The organism is Streptomyces sp. NRRL S-337 (genome assembly GCF_000720175.1).
GTDB classification, from domain to species: domain Bacteria; phylum Actinomycetota; class Actinomycetes; order Streptomycetales; family Streptomycetaceae; genus Streptomyces; species Streptomyces siderophoricus.
The window spans coordinates 1-22,084 of the sequence record NZ_JOIX01000086.1 but is presented as its reverse complement, the minus strand read 5'-3'; the positions used below and the strand labels follow the sequence as shown (position 1 = coordinate 22,084).

At 71.6% G+C, this 22,084-nt stretch carries 17 protein-coding genes; 8 read left to right on the top strand and 9 right to left on the bottom strand.

The window, feature by feature from the left end; all coding sequences use genetic code 11:
* Positions 1 to 119 precede the first annotated feature (119 nt).
* Positions 120 to 626: a DUF6912 family protein gene (locus IG62_RS0135285; protein WP_030813254.1), complete on the bottom strand. Its 507-nt coding sequence runs from the start codon at positions 624 to 626 to the stop codon at positions 120 to 122.
* Between the two features lie 288 nt (positions 627 to 914).
* On the opposite strand from IG62_RS0135285, the gene IG62_RS49255 reads away from it, so the two are divergent.
* The gene (locus IG62_RS49255; protein WP_234326873.1) at positions 915 to 1,628 is read left to right on the top strand and encodes an Rv3235 family protein; all 714 of its coding nucleotides are present in this window, start codon (positions 915 to 917) and stop codon (positions 1,626 to 1,628) included.
* A gap of 62 nt (positions 1,629 to 1,690) precedes the next feature.
* Here the strand turns inward: IG62_RS49255 and secA are convergent, their stop codons facing one another.
* A complete protein-coding gene (gene secA / locus IG62_RS0135275) occupies positions 1,691 to 4,510 on the bottom strand; it encodes a preprotein translocase subunit SecA (protein WP_030813248.1) in 2,820 nt (939 codons plus the stop codon).
* Between the two features lie 250 nt (positions 4,511 to 4,760).
* Here secA and IG62_RS0135270 point away from each other — a divergent pair, with 250 nt between their 5' ends.
* Both IG62_RS0135270 and IG62_RS0135265 read left to right on the top strand, forming a co-directional pair.
* Positions 4,761 to 5,429 carry a GNAT family N-acetyltransferase gene (locus IG62_RS0135270; RefSeq protein ID WP_078872445.1) on the top strand — a complete coding sequence of 223 codons (669 nt, stop codon included), beginning with the start codon at positions 4,761 to 4,763 and terminating at the stop codon, positions 5,427 to 5,429.
* 74 nt (positions 5,430 to 5,503) lie between these two features.
* Positions 5,504 to 6,742 carry a winged helix-turn-helix domain-containing protein gene (locus tag IG62_RS0135265; RefSeq protein ID WP_051799046.1) on the top strand — a complete coding sequence of 413 codons (1,239 nt, stop codon included), beginning with the start codon at positions 5,504 to 5,506 and terminating at the stop codon, positions 6,740 to 6,742.
* 186 nt (positions 6,743 to 6,928) lie between these two features.
* Here the strand turns inward: IG62_RS0135265 and IG62_RS0135260 are convergent, their stop codons facing one another.
* From IG62_RS0135260 to mtnA, 7 genes are all read right to left on the bottom strand, one after another.
* A complete protein-coding gene (locus IG62_RS0135260; protein ID WP_030416867.1) occupies positions 6,929 to 7,687 on the bottom strand; it encodes a response regulator in 759 nt (252 codons plus the stop codon).
* A 234-nt stretch (positions 7,688 to 7,921) separates the two neighbouring features.
* Positions 7,922 to 8,608 carry a ribosome hibernation-promoting factor, HPF/YfiA family gene (gene hpf / locus IG62_RS0135255; protein ID WP_030813239.1) on the bottom strand — a complete coding sequence of 229 codons (687 nt, stop codon included), beginning with the start codon at positions 8,606 to 8,608 and terminating at the stop codon, positions 7,922 to 7,924.
* Positions 8,609 to 8,921: 313 nt separating this feature from the next.
* Positions 8,922 to 9,725, bottom strand: coding sequence for a ComF family protein (locus IG62_RS45585; RefSeq protein WP_420711156.1), 804 nt, complete (start codon positions 9,723 to 9,725; stop codon positions 8,922 to 8,924).
* A 272-nt stretch (positions 9,726 to 9,997) separates the two neighbouring features.
* Positions 9,998 to 11,821 carry an LpqB family beta-propeller domain-containing protein gene (locus tag IG62_RS0135245; protein ID WP_030813233.1) on the bottom strand — a complete coding sequence of 608 codons (1,824 nt, stop codon included), beginning with the start codon at positions 11,819 to 11,821 and terminating at the stop codon, positions 9,998 to 10,000.
* 91 nt (positions 11,822 to 11,912) lie between these two features.
* Positions 11,913 to 14,045 carry an MtrAB system histidine kinase MtrB gene (gene mtrB / locus IG62_RS0135240; RefSeq protein WP_420711155.1) on the bottom strand — a complete coding sequence of 711 codons (2,133 nt, stop codon included), beginning with the start codon at positions 14,043 to 14,045 and terminating at the stop codon, positions 11,913 to 11,915.
* Position 14,046: 1 nt separating this feature from the next.
* On the bottom strand, positions 14,047 to 14,724 hold the full coding sequence (mtrA, locus tag IG62_RS0135235) for a two-component system response regulator MtrA (RefSeq protein WP_030416996.1): 678 nt from the start codon (positions 14,722 to 14,724) through the stop codon (positions 14,047 to 14,049).
* A complete protein-coding gene (gene mtnA / locus IG62_RS0135230) occupies positions 14,721 to 15,893 on the bottom strand; it encodes an S-methyl-5-thioribose-1-phosphate isomerase (RefSeq protein WP_030813227.1) in 1,173 nt (390 codons plus the stop codon). Before mtnA ends, mtrA begins: the two co-directional genes overlap by 4 nt.
* A gap of 152 nt (positions 15,894 to 16,045) precedes the next feature.
* Between mtnA and IG62_RS0135225 the strand changes: the two genes are divergently transcribed.
* Genes IG62_RS0135225 through IG62_RS0135205 form a run of 5 tightly spaced genes read left to right on the top strand, consistent with a single transcriptional unit; the run spans position 16,046 to position 21,671 of the window.
* Positions 16,046 to 17,485, top strand: a complete 1,440-nt coding sequence (locus tag IG62_RS0135225; protein ID WP_234326872.1) for a DUF7544 domain-containing protein — start codon at positions 16,046 to 16,048, stop codon at positions 17,483 to 17,485.
* A gap of 22 nt (positions 17,486 to 17,507) precedes the next feature.
* Positions 17,508 to 18,182 (top strand): DUF4129 domain-containing protein, encoded by a 675-nt coding sequence (locus IG62_RS0135220; protein WP_037840106.1) that lies wholly within the window; start codon positions 17,508 to 17,510, stop codon positions 18,180 to 18,182.
* Positions 18,179 to 19,405, top strand: a complete 1,227-nt coding sequence (locus IG62_RS0135215) for a DUF4350 domain-containing protein (RefSeq protein WP_030813212.1) — start codon at positions 18,179 to 18,181, stop codon at positions 19,403 to 19,405. The genes IG62_RS0135220 and IG62_RS0135215 overlap by 4 nt, the downstream gene beginning before the upstream one ends.
* Positions 19,386 to 20,351 (top strand): AAA family ATPase, encoded by a 966-nt coding sequence (locus IG62_RS0135210; protein WP_030813207.1) that lies wholly within the window; start codon positions 19,386 to 19,388, stop codon positions 20,349 to 20,351. Before IG62_RS0135215 ends, IG62_RS0135210 begins: the two co-directional genes overlap by 20 nt.
* Before the next feature lie 9 nt (positions 20,352 to 20,360).
* Positions 20,361 to 21,671, top strand: coding sequence for a DUF58 domain-containing protein (locus tag IG62_RS0135205; RefSeq protein WP_030813205.1), 1,311 nt, complete (start codon positions 20,361 to 20,363; stop codon positions 21,669 to 21,671).
* Positions 21,672 to 22,084: the final 413 nt, after the last annotated feature.

Below are 22,084 nucleotides of genomic sequence, written 5' to 3'. Positions count from 1 at the left end.
CCTCTCGTGCGGTCCGTGCACCTCCCCTGAAGAAAAAGTACCCGGGCCCACTGACAACGCGACGCGGACGCCCGTGACGGCCGGTGCCGGCCGGCCCGCCCGCCCCGCCGCTTCCGGCCTCAGGCGATCAGCTGGGAGATCTCCTGCACCCCGAACCACATCAGGTCATGGTCCTCGGCGCCGTCCACCGTGAACTGCGCGTCGTCGTCGCCCATGTCCGCCGCACCCAGAGCCGCCGCGGCCGCCGCGACGTCCGCCTCGGCGTCCGTGGCGTCGACGTGCACGGCAGCGGCCTTCGACAGCGGCACCGGCCCGGGGACCCGCACCTCACCGAGCGCCGACGGGTCGAGCCCGCGGTCCGGGTCCGGCACCGCGGCGCCGTCCGGCACGTCCACGGCCACCACGACCCGCCGCCGCGGGGCCTGCGGGTCGCCGGCGAGCTGACGCAGCGACGCCTGGGCCGCGCGGTTCAGCGCCGCGTACTCCAGCTCCTCCAGGTCGTCCGAGACGTACCACTCGCGCAGCGCCGGCGTGACGGCGAACGCGGCCAGCGGGCCGGTACCCAGCTCACCGTTCTTGTGCGCCTCTGCGAGACCGGAGAGGGTCAGGGGGACATAGACGCGCATGGCAGCCGCTTCCGCTCGTTTCGCTCGGTGTGGGGGACTGTCCCGCCAGCATACGGGCGGGAGTCCCCCATCGTGCCGCCCGGCCGGCCGCTCCCCGGCCCGGCCCGGCACCCTCCGGGAGCGGCCCGCAAAGGCTCTGCGCCGGGCCCGCGCCACGGAAGAGTGAATCCCGCGCCCCCGTACCGGGCCGGTTCCCGCGCCTTGCCGCCGCTCCGCCCCCGCCGATACGAAGATCCCCACCGAGAAGCTACCGCCCAGTAATCGGGCCGGGGACGAAGGGGGAACACAGTGACCGGGGACGACACCGTGACCGGAGACGACGTGGGGGCCAGGGACGACGTCCTGCCCGGGGGCGGTTCCGGGACCGGCGGAATCGGCGCGACGGGAGACGCGGCCCCGCCACCACCGGGCACCGCGCCGGCCGGCGGACGGGACAGCGGTCCGACCGGTCCGGCCGGTCCGACGGTCCCCCGCCCCCGACGGTCGAACCCCGCGGGCCGCGGGCCCCTCGGCCCGGCCGGCAGCGGCCCCGGGTCGCGCGGGCACCGCCCCGGCACGACGCGCCGCGGACCCGTCCCCGCCGGCCGCGGACCGGCCCGGACCGTCCCGCTCCCCACAGTTGGGGCCCAGCGCCGGGCCCAGGAGAGCCGGCCGCACCTCTGGTTCGCCCACCAGCTGGTGCTCACCCTCAGCGGGCAGCGGCCCGTCCACGCCCTGCTGGGGCATGCGCTGCCCGCCGCCTACGACCGGCTGGCGGAACTCGCCCCACAGGCGCCGCTGCGGCCCGTCCTGGGGCCCGGGCGGCGCGGGCCCGTGCCGACGGTCCGCGAGTGCGGGCTGTGCCGGCCGCGGCGCGGGGTCATCGAGGCGTTCGCCCGGATCACCACCGGCGAGCGGCTGCGCGCCCTGGCCTTCCGGCTGGAGCTGGGCGCCGACTCCCGCTGGCGCTGCGCCGCCCTCGACATCGGCCCCGCCCCCGCCCTCCCGGGCCCGGCGTCATGACCCGGCGCCCCGCACGGTCCGGGCCGGGCGTGCTCCGCCCGGCCCCGGTCACCGTCCCGTACTCACTTCTTGCGGCGTCGGCCGCCGCTCTTCTGAGCCTTGCGCCGCTCCGCGCGGGTCAGCCCGTCCGCCTCGGAACGGGCCGGCGCGCCCGGCTCCTCGTCGCTGATGAAGTCGCCCTCGATGACGCTGCCGTCGCCGTCCACCTTGGGAGCGGTGAAGTGCAGCCGGTCCGGGCGCTGCGGCGCCTCCAGCCCCTTGGCGTGGATCTCGGGACGCCCCGCACCGGCGGGCACCGCCTCCTGCGCGGGCAGCTCCGCGGCCTCCTCCACCGGGACCTCCTCGACCTGCTGCTCGACCTGGACCTCCAGGTTGAACAGGTAGCCGACGGACTCCTCCTTGATGCCCTCCATCATGGCGGTGAACATGTCGAAGCCCTCGCGCTGGTACTCGACCAGCGGGTCCTTCTGGGCCATCGCCCGCAGGCCGATGCCCTCCTGGAGGTAGTCCATCTCGTAGAGGTGCTCACGCCACTTGCGGTCCAGGACCGACAGCACGACCCGGCGCTCCAGCTCGCGCATGATGTCCGAGCCGAGCTGCTCCTCGCGGGCGGCGTACTGCTCGTGGATGTCGTCCTTGACGGCGTCGGCGATGAACTCGGCGGTCAGGCCCGCACGGTCGCCGGCCTCCTCCTCCAGCTCCTCGACGGTCACCTTCACCGGGTAGAGCTGCTTGAACGCGCCCCACAGACGGTCCAGGTCCCACTCCTCCGCGAAGCCCTCGACGGTCTCCGCCTGGATGTAGGCGTCGATGGTGTCGTCCATGAAGTGCTTGATCTGGTCCTGAAGGTCCTCGCCCTCCAGGACCCGGCGGCGCTCGCCGTAGATGACCTCGCGCTGGCGGTTGAGCACCTCGTCGTACTTCAGGACGTTCTTGCGGGTCTCGAAGTTCTGCTGCTCGACCTGCGACTGGGCGGAGGCGATCGCCCGGGTCACCATCTTGTTCTCGATCGGAACGTCGTCGGGGACGTTGGCCATCGCCATGACCCGCTCGACCATCTGGGCCTTGAACAGCCGCATCAGGTCGTCCCCGAGGGAGAGGTAGAACCGCGACTCGCCCGGGTCGCCCTGACGGCCGGAGCGGCCGCGCAGCTGGTTGTCGATCCGGCGCGACTCGTGCCGCTCGGTGCCGAGCACGTACAGCCCGCCGAGCTCCTTGACCTCCTCGAACTCCGCCTTGACCGCGGCCTCGGCGCGCTCCAGGGCGGCGGGCAGCGCGGCCGCCCACTCCTCGACGTGCTCGACCGGGTCGAGCCCCATCTGGCGCAGCTCCGCCTCGGCGAGGGTGTCGGGGTTGCCGCCGAGCTTGATGTCCGTACCGCGGCCGGCCATGTTCGTGGCGACCGTGACGGCGCCCTTGCGGCCGGCCTGGGCGACGATCGACGCCTCCCGGTCGTGCTGCTTGGCGTTGAGGACCTCGTGCGGCACACCGCGCTTGTTGAGCTGCTGGGAGAGGTACTCGGACTTCTCCACCGACGTCGTGCCGACCAGGATCGGCTGGCCCTTGCCGTGCTTCTCGACGATGTCCTCGACCACCGCGTCGAACTTCGCGGTCTCGGTGCGGTAGATCAGGTCCGCCTGGTCCTTGCGGACCATCGGGCGGTTGGTCGGGATCGGGACGACGCCGAGCTTGTAGATCTGGTGGAACTCGGCGGCCTCGGTCATGGCCGTACCGGTCATGCCGGAGAGCTTGTCGTAGAGGCGGAAGAAGTTCTGCAGGGTGATCGTGGCGAGCGTCTGGTTCTCGTCCTTGATCTCCACGCCTTCCTTCGCCTCGATGGCCTGGTGCATGCCCTCGTTGTAGCGGCGGCCGGCGAGGATACGGCCGGTGTGCTCGTCGACGATCATGACTTCGCCGTCGATGACGACGTAGTCCTTGTCGTTCTTGAAGAGCTCCTTGGCCTTGATGGCGTTGTTGAGGTAGCCGACGAGCGGGGTGTTGACCGACTCGTAGAGGTTGTCGATGCCCAGCCAGTCCTCGACCTTGCTGACGCCGGACTCGTGGATGCCGACGGTCCGCTTCTTCTCGTCGACGTCGTAGTCGCCGGTCTCCTCGACGCCGCGCTGCGGGTTGGCCGCCTCGCCGCGCTTGAGGCGCTGCACCAACTTGGCGAAGTCGCCGTACCACTTGGTGGCCGAGTCCGCCGGGCCGGAGATGATCAGCGGGGTACGGGCCTCGTCGACGAGGATCGAGTCGACCTCGTCGACGATCGCGAAGTTGTGGCCGCGCTGGACGAGTTCGTCCTGCGACCAGGCCATGTTGTCGCGGAGGTAGTCGAAGCCGAACTCGTTGTTCGTGCCGTAGGTGATGTCGCAGCTGTACTGCTCGCGGCGCTGGGCCGGCGTCATGTCGGCGAGGATGCAACCGACCCTCAGGCCCAGGAACTTGTGGACCCGGCCCATCATCTCGGAGTCACGCTCGGCCAGGTAGTCGTTGACCGTGATCAGGTGGACGCCCTTGCCGGACAGCGCGTTCAGATACGCCGGGAGGGTACCGACCAGGGTCTTGCCCTCACCGGTCTTCATCTCGGCGACGTATCCCAGGTGAAGGGCCGCGCCGCCCATCAGCTGGACGTCGTAGTGCCGCTGGCCGAGCACGCGCTTGGCGGCCTCACGGACCGTGGCGAACGCCTCGGGGAGCAGGTCGTCGAGGCTCTCGCCGTCGGCGTACCGCTCCTTGTACTCGTCCGTGAGCGCCCGCAGCTCGGCGTCGGAGAGGGCCGCGAAGTCCTCCTCGATGGAGTTGACCTGGCCCGCGATGCGGTGCAGTTTGCGCAGGATCTTTCCTTCGCCTGCACGCATGATCTTCGTCAAGACGGACACTTGGGCTGGTCTCCTTGCCGGTCGGGCCTGCACGGTCGAGTGCGCGGGCGCGGCATTTTTCCAAGGGGGCAGGCCCCGCCGCAACGGCCATCGTAAGGGAGGACGCCGCCGGGCCGGGAGGTCCGCCGCAGCGAACCCCGCCTTCCCCTCCTCACGTGAACGCACGAGCCGCGGAGAAAGTGCCGGGCAGGTGCCGCGAATCACGCGAAAACCGTTCGCGGCGCCTTGCGCGGACTTGCAGACTCAGATCATGAAGCCCGTCACCCTCACGACCGAGCGTCTGGTGCTGCGCCCCTTCGAGCCGTCGGACGCGCCCGCGGTGTACGCCGCCTGCCAGGATCCCGACATCCCGCGCTGGACGGCCGTGCCCTCACCCTACGGCCTCCGGGACGCGGAGCAGTTCGTCGGGACGGCCGTCCCCGAGGGCTGGCGGGACGACACCGCCTACACCTTCGCCGTGGTCTCCCGGGCCGACGGCTCCCTGATCGGCTCGATGGGCCTGGTCCGCCTCACCCAGTTGCGCGCTCCCGAACGCCAGGCCGAACTGGGCTACTGGACCGCCAAGGAACACCGCGGCCGCGGCTACACCGTCGAGGCCGCCCGCGCGGTGCTGCGCTGGGCCTTCGGCGAGCTGGGCGTGGAGCGCATGGAGTGGCTCGCGGAGGCCGGCAACGAAGGCTCCCGCGCCGTCGCCCGCAAACTGGGCTTCCACATGGAGGGCACCCTCCGCGCCAAGCTGGTGCACGAGGGCACCCGCCGGGACGTATGGATCGGCTCCCTGCTCCCCTACGACCTGACCGGGCACCCGTACGACCTGGCCGGGGAAACGGACACGGCCGACGGGACCGAAGCCGCGGACACCGGCGAGCGAGGCCGTCCCGCGGCGGGCACGACGCCGTACCTGCCCTGCCCGCGCTGAGCGCCCCGCCGTATCTCCGCAGGTCACAGGCTTCGCCCGGGCGTTGTCAGTGCCCGCCCCTACGCTGTGCGAACATGACCGCCGCCACACAGCCACCGCACCGGCCGAAGCCCGTGACCGCCCTTTCCCACGACGACGCCCGCCGCCTGGCGCTGCGGGCGCAGGGCCTCCTGGGCGCCCCTGACCGCCGGGCGGGCGTCCGCGGTGTGCTGCGCCACCTGGGCGCGGTGCAGCTCGACACGATCTCCGTGCTGGCCCGCTCGCACGAGCTCGTGCCGTACGCCCGGCTCGGCGCCGTCGGCCGTCCCGCCGTCGAGGCCGCCTACTGGAGCACCGCCGACGGGGGCACGCCCGCGGCCCGCCCCCACAGCTTCGAATACTGGTCGCACGCCGCCTGCATCCTGCCCATCGAGGAGTGGCCGCACTTCGCCTTCCGTCGCCGCGCCCGGCGCGCCAAGGGCCACCGCTGGCACGTCATGAAGGACTCCGAGCGGTCCTGCGCCGCCGTCCTGGACCGGCTCGCGGCCGACGGCCCGCTGACCACGTCCGAGCTGGGCGGCGGCCGCAACGGCGGGGAGTGGTGGGACTGGTCCGAGACCAAGATCGCCGTCGAGTGGCTGCTGGACACCGGCGACGTGGTCTGCACCGAGCGGCGCGCCTGGAAGCGCGTCTACGACCTCGCCGAGCGCGCCGTCCCCACCGAGCTGCTGCACGACGACCTCGACGACGCCGAATGCCTCCGCCGCCTGGTCGCCCAGGCCGGTGCGGCACTGGGCGTGGCCACCCGCGCCGATCTGGCGGACTACCACCGGCTGAAGGGCGAGCAGGTCGACGCGGTGATCGCCGACTCCGGGCTGGTCCCGGTCGAGGTCGAAGGCTGGGCCAAGCCCGCCTGGGCCGATCCCGCCGCCCTCGCCACCGCACCGCGCGGCCGGCACCGTACGACCCTGCTCTCCCCGTTCGACTCCCTGATCTGGGACCGGCCGCGCACGGAGCGGATCTTCGGCTTCACCCACCGCCTGGAGGCGTACGTCCCCCGCCCGCGGCGCATACACGGCTATTTCGCGATGCCCCTGCTGGCCGGCGGGCAGCTGGTCGGCCGCGTCGACCCGGCCCGCGAGGGCACCACCCTCGTCGCCCGCCAGGTGTCGATGCGCGACCGCAAGGCCGTCGCCCCCATGGCCCGGGCCCTGCAGGAGGCCGCGACCTGGGTCGGCTGCGACGCCGTACGCGTCGACCGCTGCGACGACCCCCAGCTGGCCGCCGCCCTGCGCACGGAGCTCACGCGCGGGGGGAGTAGCACAGGGGAGTAAGGCAGGGCGTGTTGGCAGAGCGTGTCTCTCCGCCTTCCGAGACCCTCCGGAGCGGACGCCCTCGGAAGGCCGACCGGAACCGCCGTCGGCCGTCACCGACCGAGGGCTCCGGCCGGTGACGGACGGCTCTAGGTCACGGGTCTCGGTCAGCGGATCTCGGTCAACCGATCTCGGTCGGCGGACCGGTCAACGGATCTCGAGGATCTTCTCCCGCATCGCGTAGACCACCGCCTCCATCCGGGAGTGCAGCTGCAGCTTCTCCAGGATGTTGCGGACGTGGTTCTTCACGGTGTTCTCGGAGATGAAGAGTTCCTTGGCGATGTCGCGGTTGTTCATGCCCGTGGCGACCAGCTTGAGGACCTCCAGCTCACGGTCGGTGAGCCGGGGCGCGGGCACCAGCCGGCGCTCGTCCGTCCGCTGGATCATCGACTTGAACTCCGTCAGGAGCTTCGACGCCATCGACGGGCTGATCTGCGACTGGCCGTCCGCGACGGCGCGGATCGCGGTCGCCACCTCGTCGGTGGAGATCTCCTTGAGGAGGTAGCCGGTGGCGCCGGCCTTGATCGCGTCGTAGAGATCGGCCTCTTCGTCACTGATCGTGAGCATGATGATCTTCGCGCTGGGGGCCACCTCCTTGATGGAGGTGCACGCCTCGATACCGCCGCGTTTGGGCATCCGTACGTCCATCAGCACGATGTCCGGCAGCAGATCGGCGGCCTTGTCAACCGCCTCCGCGCCGTCCCCCGCCTCGCCGACGACCTGGATGTCCTCTTCCTGGGCCAGCACGATCTCCAGACCCCGCCGGAAGAGCGCGTGATCGTCCACCACCAGGACCCTGATCGGCTCCTTGCGCGGCACGCTCACGGGCCGGCCGGCGCCGTCGTCGCCCCCGACTCCGCTGTCGTCGTCCGCGTCCCCGCGCACGGGCCCGAAACTTTCCCCCATGGATCCTCCCCGTCAACTACTCGGCCGGAAGGCCAGAGCTTGGAAATAAGGCTGGTTGACAACAGCCCCCTGCGGCCAGCCCGATCAACGCCATACGACCGTCTCCCCGGCATGTCGCCGTTTGGTGCCCACATACTGCCTGGCTGGCACAAACACTATACGGCTTCAACTCCTGCTATCTCCGGGCACGATGGTGCCCCCGGGCGTACGCCGGGGGCACCGAGCGGGTGGGGTTCAGCCGCCCAGCGCGCCGCCTGCGCCGCCGGGCTCCTCCTCCCCGAACGAATCGGGGTTCAAGTGGATGACGCCATAGTCGTATGCGTGCCGCCGGTAGACGACACTCGGCAGCTTGGTGTCGGCGTCGACGAAGAGATAGAAGTCGTGTCCGACCAATTCCATCTCGTTGAGCGCCTGGTCGAGCGACATCGGTGCGGCCGAGTGGGTCTTCTCGCGGACGATCAGGGGTCCTTCGCCCTGGACGTCGATCGGTCCCATCCTCGTGGTCGGCACCGACTCTTCGGCTTCGGTGGCGAGTTCGCCGTTGGTGTTGAGGCTCGCGACGCCGGGGACGCTGACGGCGACCTCACTCGCCGGAATGCGTCCGTTGCCGCGGCGTGAGAAGCGCTTGTCGTGCTGCTTGCGCAGGCGCGCCTCCAGCTTTGCGGTCGCCAGGTCCAGCGCGGCGTAGGGATCGGCTGCGGCCGCCTCGGCCCGGACCACCGGGCCACGGGAGCGAAGGGTGATCTCCACCCGGTCGGAACGGTCGGCCTGCCGCGGGTTGTGCTCCTTGGACACCTCGACGTCCAGGCTGATCACCTTGGCGTCGAGCTTCTGGACTTTCTCCAGCTTCAGCTTCTCGGCCACGTGCTTACGGAACCGCTCGGGCACCTCGGTCTTGCGGCCCTTGACGACGATGTCCACGCAGAACTCCGTTCCCGGATCGCACCACTCAGCAAGCGGGGCGATCCCTTCTTGCACCAGGCTCCGGTGGGTGCCGAAGCCTCGGACTTGGCACTTTCACCTCCTCCTCCCCACACGGCACGATCTCCACTCCCCCATTTTTCAGGGTCGCCGCCAGCGCCCCTGAACGCATCCATCGCGACATCCGAGGCAAAACGTCCGCCAAGTCCTCACAACCGAACATAGCTCTCCTGGGCTGTTGTCGGCACCCCCTCGCAGCCCTCGGCTCCGTTTGAGTGATTTTTTCTCCCCAACTACTTGCCGGTTGAAGTTCCTACTTGCGAGTTGAACGTGTCCGGCGGTCGGCCGTACCCGGCCGGGCCTCGGCGATGCCGGAACGGCCGGCAGGGGTGCCGTAACGCCCGTGGACCGTGCCGTAACCGCCACCGACCGTGTCGTGACCGCCGCCGGCCGTGCCGGGGCCGTCGGTACGGGGCCTGCGGCCGGTGCCGAAGCTGCTGGTGGGCGCCGCCACCACCGCCGCGCCGATCACCCGGCCACCTGCCGCCGTGACCGCCCGGGCCGCCTCGGCCAGCGTGGCCCCTGTCGTGACCAGGTCGTCCACCAGCACCACTGGCTGCCCGCTCAGCAGCCGCTCGGCCCCACGCCGCACCCCCAGGGCCCCGGCCAGATTCGACCGCCGCTCCGGGCCACTCAGCCCCGCCTGGTCAGCCACGGGGCGGAGCTGGCGGAGGGAGGGGAGGACGTGGACTCCGGGTCGGGCGCCCGGCTCCTCGGGTGGGGCCCCCGCCCCCTCCCCCACCCCCGTCCCCGCCGCAGCAGCAGCCGCCGCCCCCGGCCGGCGCATTTCGCGGGCTGCCGCCAGGGCGATCCGGCGCACCGGATCATGGCCTCGCCCCGCCACGGACCTGCGGGCCGACGGCACCGGCACCAGCAGCAGCGGCTCGACCCCGTGCCACAGCCCCCGCACCGCCCCGGCCAGCACCCACCCCAGCGGCCCGGCCAGCCGCAGGGCCCCGCGCTCCTTGTGCGCGAGCAGCACCGCCCGGACCTCATCGGCGTACGGCGCACCCGCCCACACTCCGGGCAGCCCCGGCGGCACCGGCCGCGGCCACACCCGCCGTGCCCCTCGGCCGTCCCTTCCCAGCGCCCGACGGCACCGGCCGCACAGCTCCGTACGTGGTCGGCCACACCCCGCACAGGCGACCGGCAACACCAGGCCGGCCAGTTCGCGCCACACCCCCTGCATGGATCCACTGTCCCGCGGTCCACCGGCGATCACCACCCCTGTGGATAACTCCACGAGCGGGGCGCCGGCCGCAGCTGATCAGCACGAACGCCGCTGGTCACCGACGGCCACCGAGGACGCATGAGGCGCCCGGGCCACCGTCACCCGGGATAGACCGGCGCCGTCCCGTCCTTCGCCACGGTCTTCCAGTTCGCGTCCGTGGGCAGCCGCACGATGCCCTCCGTGGCGTCGGCGATCAGCGGTCGGTCCTCGTCCTCCGAGGCCGCCACCGCCTTCACGCCGTTGACCCCGGGAAGCGTCTGCGCGTCGGAGGCCGAACCGTCGGTCTCCATGAACTGCATCTGCTGCACCCCGCCGGACTCCCGGCCGACGACCACCAGCCGGCTGCCGCCCGCCCAGGAGGCGGCCACCACGTCCTCCAACTGCGGTGCGATCGGCCGCAGTTCCTCCACCGACAGCACGGGATGCGCCGAGCTGCCGCCGCGCTCGACCCGGCCGAGCTGCAGCGTGGTGCGTCCCTTGTCCTCGACGAGCATCGCGATCCGGATGCCGTCCGCGGCCACCTTGATCGCCTTGATCCGCCGTCCGCCGAGGCCGGGCACCGCCACCCGCTCCGGGTCGCCCTTGCCCTCTCGCATCCGCAGCAGCCGGGAGCCGTGCGCATCGCGGTCGGCGACCCACAGGTCTCCCAGACCGTCCCAGCTCGGCGCGGTCAGCCCCTCGTCGGGGTTCTTGGCCGAGCCGGTGCTCGTCATCAGTGGCGCACCACGTTCGATGCCGTCCTCCAGGGCGGCCACGTAGAGGTACCGGCCGTCGCTCGACACCCCCGCCGCGGTGTTCTCACCGCGCGAGATGGCCACCGAGCGCAGCGGGGTCCTTCCGGTGCCGAACGCTCCGCGCACCGGCGTCGGTTCGGTCGCCGAGTCCGACATGGCGACCACCTTGTGGTCGGCGTCGATGAAGTACTCCTTGGCGGAGCTCCCGGTCAGCGGCGTCGGCGCGAAGTCGCGTTCGGCCTGGTCCTGGGAGAGCGTGCACAGCGAGTTGCCGTTGTTGTCCTGGAGTTCGACCTCGCTGATCTTCGAAGCGCGCGTCATGTCCTGGACGGTGAAGAAGAGCTGGGCCGCCATCCGCCTGCACTGGGCGGTGTCGGTGCTCACCGCCTCCTTGCTGAGCTTGACCCGCAGGCCGTTGGAGTCGTCCAGCGCCAGGTCATGCGCGGCGAGCCGGGTGCCGGGCGGGAACGCCGAGGTCGTCACCTGGTTCAGCCAGTCGGTGGGTCCGGACAGCAGCGCCTGCACACTGGCCGTGATCGGCTTTATCCGCTGGCGCAGGTAGACCGGGTCCGCGACCAGCACGTCCCGGCTGGCCTTCGGCTCCTCCGACTCCGACTCGTAGGAGGCGAAGTAGTACTTGTTGACGGAGCGGTAGATGCGCTGGAAGTCGGACAGCCCGAGCACCACTCCGTCCGGCAGCCGGTCGATCCGCCACTGGCCCCCCTCCTTGATGAGGTGGATCGTCTGGCGGTACGGCCGCTCCTCGGGGGTGTACGCGTGGTTGTCGTCCACCGTCGCCACCTGGCTGCCCGACAGCGTGACCGAGTAGCCGTTCGCGTCCTCGCGGTTGGGCTGCACCTTCGGTTCGGGTTTCGGCCGTTCCTGGAGCACCTTGGTGACCTGGAACGGCCGCCAGGTACGCCGCGCCGACTTGGCCAGGTACTGGGTGGCCGTGCGGAAGTCCGCCTCGTCGCTGGTCGTCGCGTCGAGGAAGCTGCGCACGATGTTGGTGGGCTGGGCGCCGTCCTGTGGGGGCACGCCGTAGACCCGGACCTGCGAGTCGCCCTCCGAGCGCGGCGACTGGTCGACCGCCGTGACGTCACTGCTGTCCGGCATGGACGCACAGCCGGCCAGCAGCACCGTCGCGCACCCGAGCAGTGCCAGCTTCCGCGCCGGCCCACTTGTCATACGGGCCCTGGGACGAGTGGGCTTCGACTTCGACGGCTGCTGACGGGTGCGCTTCCGGGACGTGGGCCCCACCCCGCGCTCGTTTCCGCGCTCAGTGTCCACGCCGTCCGCCTTCCCGTTCCCCACCCCGTCCGGTGTCCTGCTCGGCCCTGCCCCGGGGGACCGTTTCGTCGATGTGCGCGTCCTCGTCGTGCGCCGCCCGTTCGCTCCGTGCGCCCCCGCTCTGCGGCACCACGCGGGTCCCGTCCCCGGGCAGCGCCGTGGGGTCGGCGGTCGGCCGGGCCGCCGACGACGCGGGGGCGAACGATGCCGTGCCGCCCGGCTGCGTGGCGCGCGCCTGGACGGGGATCGTGGACGCCTTCTGGCCGGCCGCGGCACCTGTCTGTCCGGTACCTGCCTGTCCGGCGCCGGCCCGCCCGGCGAGGTTGCGCCGGGAGTCCTCCGGCTCCAGGGGGATCGGTGACCCGCGCAGCGGCTCACCGGCCGTACGGGGCAGCGTCAGCCGGAACTGGGAACCGCCGCCCGGCTCGCCCCATGCCTGGAGCCAGCCGCCGTGCAGCCGGGCGTCCTCGACGGCGATGGACAGGCCGAGCCCGGTGCCGCCCGTGGTGCGGGCCCGGGCCGGGTCGGCGCGCCAGAAGCGGTTGAAGACACGGGTGGCCTCGCCGGGCTTGAGGCCGACGCCGTAGTCGCGCACGGCGACGGCCACCGCGCCGCCACTGCGGCTGCCCGCGGACGCCAGCCGTACGACGACGTCGCGGCCCTCGCCGTGTTCGACGGCGTTGACGACGAGATTGCGCAGCACCCGCTCCACCCGGCGGGGGTCGGCCTCGGCGATCACCGGCTGCTCGGCGCCGCGCACCACGATGCGGGAGCCCTTGCGCTCGGCGAGCGGTTCGGCACCCTCGATGACGCGGTGCACCACATCGCGCAGGTCTATCGGCTCGGCCTCCAGGGCGGCCGCGCCGGCGTCGAACCGGCTGATCTCCAGCAGCTCGGCGAGCAGCGACTCGAAGCGGTCGAGCTGGCCCCACAGCAGCTCGGCGGAGCGTGCCGTGGCGGGGTCGAATTCGTCGCGGGCGTCGTGGATGACGTCGGCCGCCATCCGCACCGTCGTCAGCGGGGTCCGCAGCTCGTGCGAGACGTCGGAGACGAAGCGGCGCTGCATCCGGGACAGCTCCTCCAGCTGCTGGATCTTGACCTGGAGGTTCTGCGCCATCTTGTTGAAGGACTCGCCGAGCCGGGCGATGTCGTCCTCGCCGGTGACCTTCATCCGCTCCTGGAGGAGGCCGGCGGCCAGCCGCTCGGAGATGCCCGCGGCCATCCGTACGGGCGTGACGACCTGCCGCACCACCAGCCAGGCGATCGCGCCGAGCAGGATCACCACGAAGACGCCGGCCGTCGCGAGCGTGCCCGTGACCAGCTTGAGCGACTCCTCTTCCTGGCTGAACGGGAAGAGGTAGTAGAGCTGGTACTGGTTGCTGTTGACGTCATTGAGCCGCTTGCCGATGATCAGCGCCGGCACGCCGTCGTCCGACCCGATGCGCTTGATCTGGGTGTACTGCCGGAACGTGCCGGCCTTGGTGTCCAGCTTCCGCCGCAGCTCGGCCGGTACGCTCCGCTCCGGATCGACGTCACCGGAGGCGCGCGGCCCGCGGGTGCCGGGGCTGGAGTCGCCGAACGGCTCGTCGGAGTCGGAGCTGAGCGCCACCACGGAGAAGACGCCCTGGCCACCGCTGGCGAGCTGTTCCACCAGGCCGGTGAGCCAGGTCGCGGAGTCCTGGGTGCCGCGATTGCCGGTACGGGCGGCGTCGTCGGTACGGGTGTCGTCGGCGCCGTCGGCCATCTTCTGGGCGACGCTGAAGCCGCCCACGGCCTGGCTCTGCGCCGCCTGCGCCTTGGCCGTGAGCAGGCCGTTACGGACCTGGCCGACGACCACGACGCCGAGCAGCAGCACGACGGCGAGGGACATGAGCAGGGTGGTCGCCACGACGCGCAGCTGGATGTTGCGCCGCCACAGTCGCAGGGCGGGCAGCAGCGGCCGCCGCACCCAGCGACTGAAGAGCCGCAGCAACGGGTGGACCGGGCCGCTCACCGCGCCGTCGGGCAGCAGCTGGCCACCGCGCAGCAACCGAGCAACCAATCTTCCCGAAAAGGACATATCACCCGTCACGCCGACGGTGCGCCCCCGCTTTCCCTCCGGGGCCGAACCGTCCCGGACCATCTCAGCTGGGCCCAGCCTTGTAGCCGACCCCGCGCACGGTCACCACGATCTCCGGACGCTCCGGATCCCGCTCGACCTTCGAGCGCAACCGCTGCACATGGACATTGACCAGCCGGGTGTCCGCGGCGTGCCGATAGCCCCAGACCTGCTCCAGCAGCACCTCACGCGTGAACACCTGCCACGGCTTGCGCGCCAGCGCCACCAGCAGATCGAACTCCAGCGGGGTCAGTGCGATCGACTGCCCGTCGCGCTTCACCGAGTGGCCCGCCACATCGATGACCAGGTCACCGATCGCCAGCTGCTCGGGCGCCGGCTCCTCCGAACGCCGCAGCCGCGCCCGGATCCGGGCCACCAGCTCCTTGGGCTTGAACGGCTTGACGATGTAGTCGTCCGCGCCCGACTCGAGCCCGACCACCACATCGACCGTGTCGCTCTTGGCGGTCAGCATGACGATCGGCACCCCGGACTCCGCGCGGATCAGCCGGCACACCTCGATGCCGTCCCGTCCGGGCAGCATCAGGTCGAGCAGGACGAGATCCGGCTTGGTCTCACGGAAGGCGGCAAGGGCCTTGTCACCGTCCGACACGAACGACGGTTCAAAGCCTTCGCCACGCAGCACGATGCCGAGCATCTCTGCCAGTGCGGTGTCGTCGTCGACGACCAGGACGCGTCCCTTCATTCGGCCATCATCCCATTACCTGATCGTGACTTACTCCATCGTGACGTGGAACACACCTCCGCCAGCCTGTCCCGGGTGACCGGGGAGATCACCCCGGCCTCCGTCACGATCGCCGTCACGAGCGCCGGCGGAGTCACGTCGAAGGCCGGGTTGTAGGCCTGTGCGCCCAACGGCGCCACCGGCACACCGGCCCCCGGGACCGCCCCGGCACCCTGCGCGGAGGGCAACGAGAACTCCGTCACTTCCTGCCCCGGCCGCTGCTCCACCTCGATGTCCGCGCCCTCCTCGGTCTCCAGATCCACCGTGCTCGTCGGCGCCACCACCACGAACGGAACGCGGTGGTACTGCGCCAGCACCGCCAGTGGATAGCTGCCCACCTTGTTGGCGACCGAGCCGTCCGCCGCGATCCGGTCGGCGCCTATCAGCACCGCATCCACCTCACCACCGGCGAACAGCGACCCGGCGGCCCCGTCCGACAACACCGTGTACGCCATCCCGGCCCGCGCCGCCTCGTAGGCGGTCAGCCGCGCCCCCTGCAACAGCGGCCGCGTTTCGTCCACCCACAGCCGGCGCAGCTCACCGGCCCGGTGCGCCGCCAGCGCCACCGCCAGGGCGGTGCCCTCGCCCCCGGACACCAGCGCGCCCGTGTTGCAGTGCGTGAGAATCCGGTGACCGCCGCCCGGCAGCAGCTCGCCCAGCAACGCCAGACCGTGCTCCGCCATCCGCGCACTGGCCGCGATGTCCTCCGCGTGCACGGCCCGCGCCTCGGCCAGCGCGGCAGCCGCGGCCTCCGGCACTCCGGCGCCGTCTGCCACCGCCGCCCGGTACGCATTCGCCGCCCGCCGCACGCCATAGCCCAGGTTGACCGCGGTCGGCCGGGCCTGCGCCAGCACTTCGACCGCTTCTTCCACGTCGAAGCCCCGCACCGCAGCCAGCGCCACGCCATAGGCGCCCGCGATACCCAGCAACGGCGCCCCCCGCACGGCCAGCGACCGGATCGCCTCGACCAGTGCCGGCACGTCCGTACAGACCAGCTCCACCTCCTCCACCGGCAGCCGGGTCTGATCAAGGAGGACCAGGACGGGCCCCTCCGGCAACTCCTCCCAGCGCAGCGACGGGATCGTGAGCGTCCCAGCGCCCACCTCGGATACCTCGTACTGATCGGCCATCCCTTCAGTCTGCCGCCGACCGCCCCTCGAACAGAAGGTCCTCTCACTCTCAGGGCCCGGGTACACAACGCGCGGCGCCATGACACGATGACTGCCACCGCGGACCCCGGACCCCGGCCGCCACGGCGGGCCGGCAGCAAGAAGGAGCGACGATGAACAACTCTCCGGGCTGGGCCTCGCCCGGATCCACCCCCTCCGACGAGCCGGGCCGCGGCACACCGGAGCAGCCCCTCCAGACCCCCGGAACGGAAGACGAGTCCGGCGCCGCCGAGCAGCCGACCCCGCCGAACTGGTCCAAGCAACAGCCGCCCGCCGGCCAGTGGTCGGCCCCCGCCGGCATCCCCGGCCAGAGCGGCCACAGGGACCACCCCGGCCGGTCCAGCGCCGGCGACCGCGTCCGCGCCTCGTCCGGCACCGGCCAGCCCGGCTGGGGCGGCCACCCGGCCCCCGGCCCGCAGGCGCAGTGGGGCTGGTCCCCGGTGCCTCCGGCGGCCAAGCCCGGCGTCATCCCGCTCCGCCCGCTCGGCGTCGGAGAGATACTCGACGGAGCGGTCGCCACCATGCGGGCCCACTGGCGCACCGTGCTCGGCATATCGCTGATCGTCGCCGTCGTCTCGCAAACCGCCGTCACCATCGTCACCGGCCTGTGGTTCCGGAACACCGGCAGCGCACCCACGATCTCCAGCAACAACGCCCCGCCGGTCCGCGAAACGATGCGCCAGGCCGGGAACTCGCTCGCCGGATCCGCCATTACCTCGGTGATCGGCCTCCTCGCCACCATCATCGCCACCGGACTGCTCACCATGATCGTGAGCCGCGCCGTCCTCGGCCGCTCCGTGACGGCCGGCGAAGCCTGGCGCGACGCCCGCGGCCAGCTCCCGCGCCTCCTCGGCCTGCTGGTGCTGCTGCCCCTCCTCATCACGGCCGTCTTCGCGGTCGGCCTGACACCCGGTCTCCTCGTCACCGCCTTCGCCACGCTGGACCTGGGCCTGCTTCTCACCGTGTTCGGCGGCCTCGCCGCCGCCGCCGTCGGCATCTGGCTGGGGGTCCGCTACAGCCTCGCCTCCCCCGCACTGATGCTGGAGAAGCAGGGCATCATCGCCTCCATGCGGCGCTCGGCCAAGCTCGTACGCGGCTCCTGGTGGCGGGTGCTGGGCGTCCAGCTGCTGGCCTACCTCCTGGTCGCCATCGTCGAGTTCATCATCCAGATCCCGGCCACCATCGTCGCCTTCGTCATCGGCGGGGAGAGCATCCTGGACTGGGCGAACGGCACCAGCGACAACACCGGCTGGTCCTTCCTGGTCGTGCTGGGCATCGGCGCCGTGATCAGCTCCACCATCACCCTCCCGATCAGCGCCGGCGTCACCGCGCTCCTCTACGTGGACCAGCGCATCCGCCGCGAGGCCCTCGACCTCGAACTGGCCCGCGCCGCCGGCCTCCCCGGATACGGCGCCGACGCCCCCACCGACGCACCGGCCACAGACGCCCCGGTGACAGACGCACCGAACGCCGACGCACCGAACGCACACGCTCCGACCGCCCCTGCCAGCACTGCGGACGACGCCGGTCCCGACGCCGCACCGGGAAGCTGATGCGGTGACAACAGGGGGGAACATGGTCGCGCTCGGATCACTCATAGCGCGCTCCGACGACGACATACCGGTGCGGACACCGCGCCTCCCCGCCCGCGAGGCGGCCGAGCGCGAACTGTCCGACCCCCGGTACCACCAGCACGACCCCAACCCGATCCAGCGTGCCCTCGACTGGCTCTGGGACCGCGTCGACGACCTCTTCGGCGCGGCCGCCGGCGCCACACCGGGCGGCTGGATCGGCCTCCTCGCCATCGCCGCCTTCGTCCTGCTGCTGGCCGTCGCCCTCCGGCTGCGCCTCGGCGCAGTACGCCGCACCCCGACCACCAGCGGCGCGCTCTTCTCCGACACTCCCCGGACCGCCGCCGAACACCGCGCGGCCTCCGAACGGCACGCCGCCGCGAGCCACTGGAGCCAGGCCGTCCAGGACCGCATGCGCGCCCTCGTCCTCTCCCTTGAGGAACGCACCCTGCTCACCCCCGCCGCCGGCCGCACCGCCGACGAGGCCGCCACCGAGGCCGGCCGGGCACTTCCCCGGTACGCCGACCAACTCCGCGCCGCCGCCCGCACCTTCGACGACGTCACATACGGCGGTCGCACCGGCACAGGACAGGCATACGCCTTCCTTGCCACCCTCGACACCGAGCTCCAGCAGGCCAAGCCCGACCTGGCCACCACCCCGACCAGGAGCCGCGGATGACCACGGCCGCCCCGGAGACCGCCGCGGCCTCCCTCACCGCGCGCCGACTGTGGACCCGCTCCCGAGGGCCCCTGCTCGCGCTGCTCCTGCTCGTCATGAGCGGAGTGATCCTCGCCGCCCTGCAGTCCGGCGAACAACACGGCCGGCTCGACCCCCGCTCGGCGGACCGCTCCGGCAGCCGTGCGCTGGCCAGGCTCCTGGCCGGCCAGGGCGTCTCCCTCCAGGTCGTGACCACCTCCGGGGAAGCCGCCGCCGCGTCCGGCCCCGACACCACCCTGCTCATCACGGACCCCGACGTCCTGACGCAGGAACAGCTGACGGGCCTGCACACTGCAACTGCTCGCACCCCCGGGCGCACCGTCCTGCTCGCCCCCGGCTCTGCTTCCCTCTGGTCCTTCGCCCCCGGCGTCCAGGCCCAGCCCGCAACCAGCAACTCCCCGCGCAATCCCTCCTGTTCCCTGCGCGACGCACACCGTGCCGGCAGCGTGCTCCTCGGCGGCCTTCGCTACACCACGTCCGACGAGCGCACCGATCGCTGCTACCCCGTCAGCGGCCGGCCCACCCTGCTGCACCTGCCGGCCGCCGGCAACGGCCGCGACACCGTCCTCCTCGGCTCCGCCGACTTCCTCTACAACCAACACCTCGCCGAGCACGGCAACGCCTCGCTCGCCCTTCAACTCCTCGGTGCCCACCACCATCTGATCTGGTACCTCCCCTCCGTGAGCGACCCGTCATCGGCTCATGACCAGCGCAGCTTCCTCGATCTCATTCCCTCCGGCTGGAGCTGGGCCCTGCTCCAACTCACCATCGCCGCCGGCCTCGCCGCCGTCTGGCGCGCCCGCCGACTCGGCCCTCTCGTCCCCGAAAACCTCCCCGTATCCGTCCCCGCCGCCGAGACCACCGAGGGCCACGCGCGCCTCTACGAACAGGCCCACGCCCGCGACCGGGCCGCAACCGTCCTACGCTCCGCAACCCGCACCCGGCTCGCCCCCCTCCTCGGCGTACCACCCGCGCACGCCCACACTCCTGACCGCCTTCTCCCGGCTCTCCACACCCACTTGACCCCCGCCGCCGGCGCCGCGAAAGATCTGCACCCCCTGCTCTTCGGCCCGGTTCCCGCGGACGACCGGGCCCTGGTGCAGCTGGCCGACCAGCTCGACGCACTCGAATCCTCGATCGTTTCCCAAGAGAGGCACGCCCCCCGTGAGCACCCCGACCGCTGACAGTGCCCGAACCTCCCTCGAGGCCCTGCGCACCGAGATAGCCAAGGCCGTCGTAGGCCAGGACCCGGCCGTCACCGGGCTGGTCGTCGCCCTCCTCTGCCGCGGTCACGTGCTCCTGGAAGGCGCACCCGGCGTCGCCAAGACGCTTCTCGTACGCGCCCTGTCGACTTCCCTCGAACTCGACACCAAGCGAGTGCAGTTCACCCCGGACCTGATGCCGAGTGATGTGACGGGCTCACTGGTCTACGACGCCCGCAGCGCGGAGTTCTCCTTCCAGCCGGGCCCCGTCTTCACCAATCTGCTGCTGGCCGACGAGATCAACCGGACGCCACCCAAGACCCAGGCATCACTGCTGGAGGCGATGGAAGAGCGTCAGGTCACCGTCGACGGAACAGCCCGTCCCCTCCCCGAGCCGTTCCTCGTCGCCGCCACGCAGAACCCCGTGGAGTACGAGGGCACCTATCCGCTGCCCGAGGCCCAACTCGACCGCTTTCTCCTGAAGCTGACGGTCCCGCTCCCCGACCGGCAGGACGAGATAGACATCCTCACCCGTCACGCGGCCGGCTTCAGCCCCCGCGATCTGAACGCCGCCGGACTTCGCCCCGTCGCTTCTGTCGCCGACCTCGACGCGGCCCGAGCCGCCGTCGCCAAGACCTCGGTCTCCCCCGAAGTCACCGGCTATATCGTCGATATCTGCCGTGCCACTCGCGAATCCCCCTCGCTCTCCCTCGGCGTCTCCCCTCGAGGCGCCACCGCCCTGCTTTCCACGTCACGGGCCTGGGCGTGGCTCACGGGCCGCGACTATGTCACCCCTGACGACGTGAAGGCCCTTGCTCTCCCCACGCTGCGCCACCGCATCCAGCTCCGCCCCGAAGCGGAGATGGAAGGAGTCACCGCAGACTCCGTGATCAACGCCGTACTCGCACATCTCCCCGTCCCCCGCTGAGGCGACACCGTGACCCTCACCGGACGCACCGCCCTCGTCTCCGCACTCGGAGCCCTGTTCGTCGGCTTCATGCTGCCCAGCTGGCTCGGCATCGCGATCGTCCAACTCGCCTTGCTGATAGCAATTTTGTGCGACCTAGCGCTCGCCGCGCCAGTGCGAACGCTCCGTTTCACCCGAACCGGTGAAACAACCGTTCGACTAACAGGCGAAGCCCACACACACCTCACCCTCACCAACCTGAGCCGCCGTCCGCTGCGCGCACACGTCCGCGATGCCTGGCCTCCGAGCTCCTTCCACCCTGGTTCGGAAATCGCCGCCTCCCGGCACAATGTCCGCATCCCCGCAGCCGAGCGCCGGCGACTGACCACCACCCTCCACCCCACCCGTCGCGGCGACCACCACGCCGTACGCGTCACCGTCCGCTCCTACGGCCCCCTCGGCCTGGCAGCGCGACAGGGTAGTCACCACGTCCCGTGGACCCTGCGCGTCCTGCCGCCCTTCACCAGCCGCAAGCACCTCCCCGCCAAGCTCGCCCGGCTCCGCGAACTCGACGGCCGCACCAGCCTCCTGACACGTGGTGAGGGAACCGAGTTCGACAGCCTCCGTGACTACACCCCCGGCGACGACACCCGTTCCATCGACTGGCGCGCCTCCGCCCGCCGACAGGACCTCGCCGTCCGCACCTGGCGCCCCGAACGCGACCGCCGCATCCTGCTCGTCCTCGAGACCGGCCGCACCTCGGCCACCCGTATCGGCGACATCCCCCGCCTCGACGCCTCCATGGACGCGGCCCTGCTGCTCGGCACGCTAGCCGCACGTGCCGGCGACCACGTCGATCTACTCGCCTACGACCGTCGCATCCGCGCCTCCGTACAGGGCCGCACCGCCCGCGATCTTCTCCCGGCACTGACCGACGCCCTTGCGCCCCTCGAAGCCGAACTCGTCGAGGCGGACGCCCGCGGCCTGGCCGCCGAAATTCACCGCCGCATCTCGCGCCGTTCCTTGATCGTCCTGTTCACCGGTCTGGACGCGGCCCCCGTCGAAGAGGCCCTCCTGCCCGTCCTGCCCAGCCTCACCCAGCGCAACGAAGTCATCGTCGCCGCCGTAGCCGATCCCCGCATCGAGGAAATGGCCGCCGGCCGCCACTCGCCCCAGGCCGTCTACGCCGCAGCAGCTGCAGAGCAGGCCATTGCCGCCCGCCGCCACACCGCAGACCGCCTCCGCCGCCAGGGCATCACCGTCATCGACGCCACCCCGAACCACCTGGCCCCCGACCTGGCCGACGCCTACCTCACCCTGAAGTCCACCGGCCGGCTGTAGAGACGCCTCTCGCGTACTCGCAGGCGCCTTGCGTACAGCCGGTCACCCGAATCCCCCGCCGTCCCCCTCCACCACCAAGGGGGATCACCCCTCGCTCGTACGTTGGGAAGCGGGCATCGCTCGGCCAGTGCTCAGATCCCTGTCAGCCGCTGAGCCGCAGCTGGCGAGGGATAGTGAGGGACTGCGGTGGCTTCCACGCGCACAACAAACTCCGCCCATGGCCTGCACCGCCGGCGCCCATGATGTTGCGACGGTACGGGGGTCCGAGTGATGCGCCACCGAGTACCTATCCCCTCACCGACCCGGAACGCAGAAAAGCCCCGCACCATACGGTGCGGGGCTTTCCCACAAAGATTGTTCGGCGGCGTCCTACTCTCCCACAGGGTCCCCCCTGCAGTACCATCGGCGCTGAA

What these genes read in the sequence shown, in the direction of transcription:
- IG62_RS0135285 (WP_030813254.1), bottom strand. Translation starts at nt 626, where the DNA reads ATGCGCGTCTATGTCCCCCTGACCCTCTCCGGTCTCGCAGAGGCGCAC.
- IG62_RS0135270 (WP_078872445.1), top strand. Translation starts at nt 4,761, where the DNA reads ATGAAGCCCGTCACCCTCACGACCGAGCGTCTGGTGCTGCGCCCCTTC.
- IG62_RS0135265 (WP_051799046.1), top strand. Translation starts at nt 5,504, where the DNA reads ATGACCGCCGCCACACAGCCACCGCACCGGCCGAAGCCCGTGACCGCC.
- IG62_RS0135260 (WP_030416867.1), bottom strand. Translation starts at nt 7,687, where the DNA reads ATGGGGGAAAGTTTCGGGCCCGTGCGCGGGGACGCGGACGACGACAGC.
- IG62_RS0135245 (WP_030813233.1), bottom strand. Translation starts at nt 11,821, where the DNA reads ATGACAAGTGGGCCGGCGCGGAAGCTGGCACTGCTCGGGTGCGCGACG.
- mtrB (WP_420711155.1), bottom strand. Translation starts at nt 14,045, where the DNA reads ATGGTCCGGGACGGTTCGGCCCCGGAGGGAAAGCGGGGGCGCACCGTC.
- mtrA (WP_030416996.1), bottom strand. Translation starts at nt 14,724, where the DNA reads ATGAAGGGACGCGTCCTGGTCGTCGACGACGACACCGCACTGGCAGAG.
- mtnA (WP_030813227.1), bottom strand. Translation starts at nt 15,893, where the DNA reads ATGGCCGATCAGTACGAGGTATCCGAGGTGGGCGCTGGGACGCTCACG.
- IG62_RS0135225 (WP_234326872.1), top strand. Translation starts at nt 16,046, where the DNA reads ATGAACAACTCTCCGGGCTGGGCCTCGCCCGGATCCACCCCCTCCGAC.
- IG62_RS0135220 (WP_037840106.1), top strand. Translation starts at nt 17,508, where the DNA reads ATGGTCGCGCTCGGATCACTCATAGCGCGCTCCGACGACGACATACCG.
- IG62_RS0135215 (WP_030813212.1), top strand. Translation starts at nt 18,179, where the DNA reads ATGACCACGGCCGCCCCGGAGACCGCCGCGGCCTCCCTCACCGCGCGC.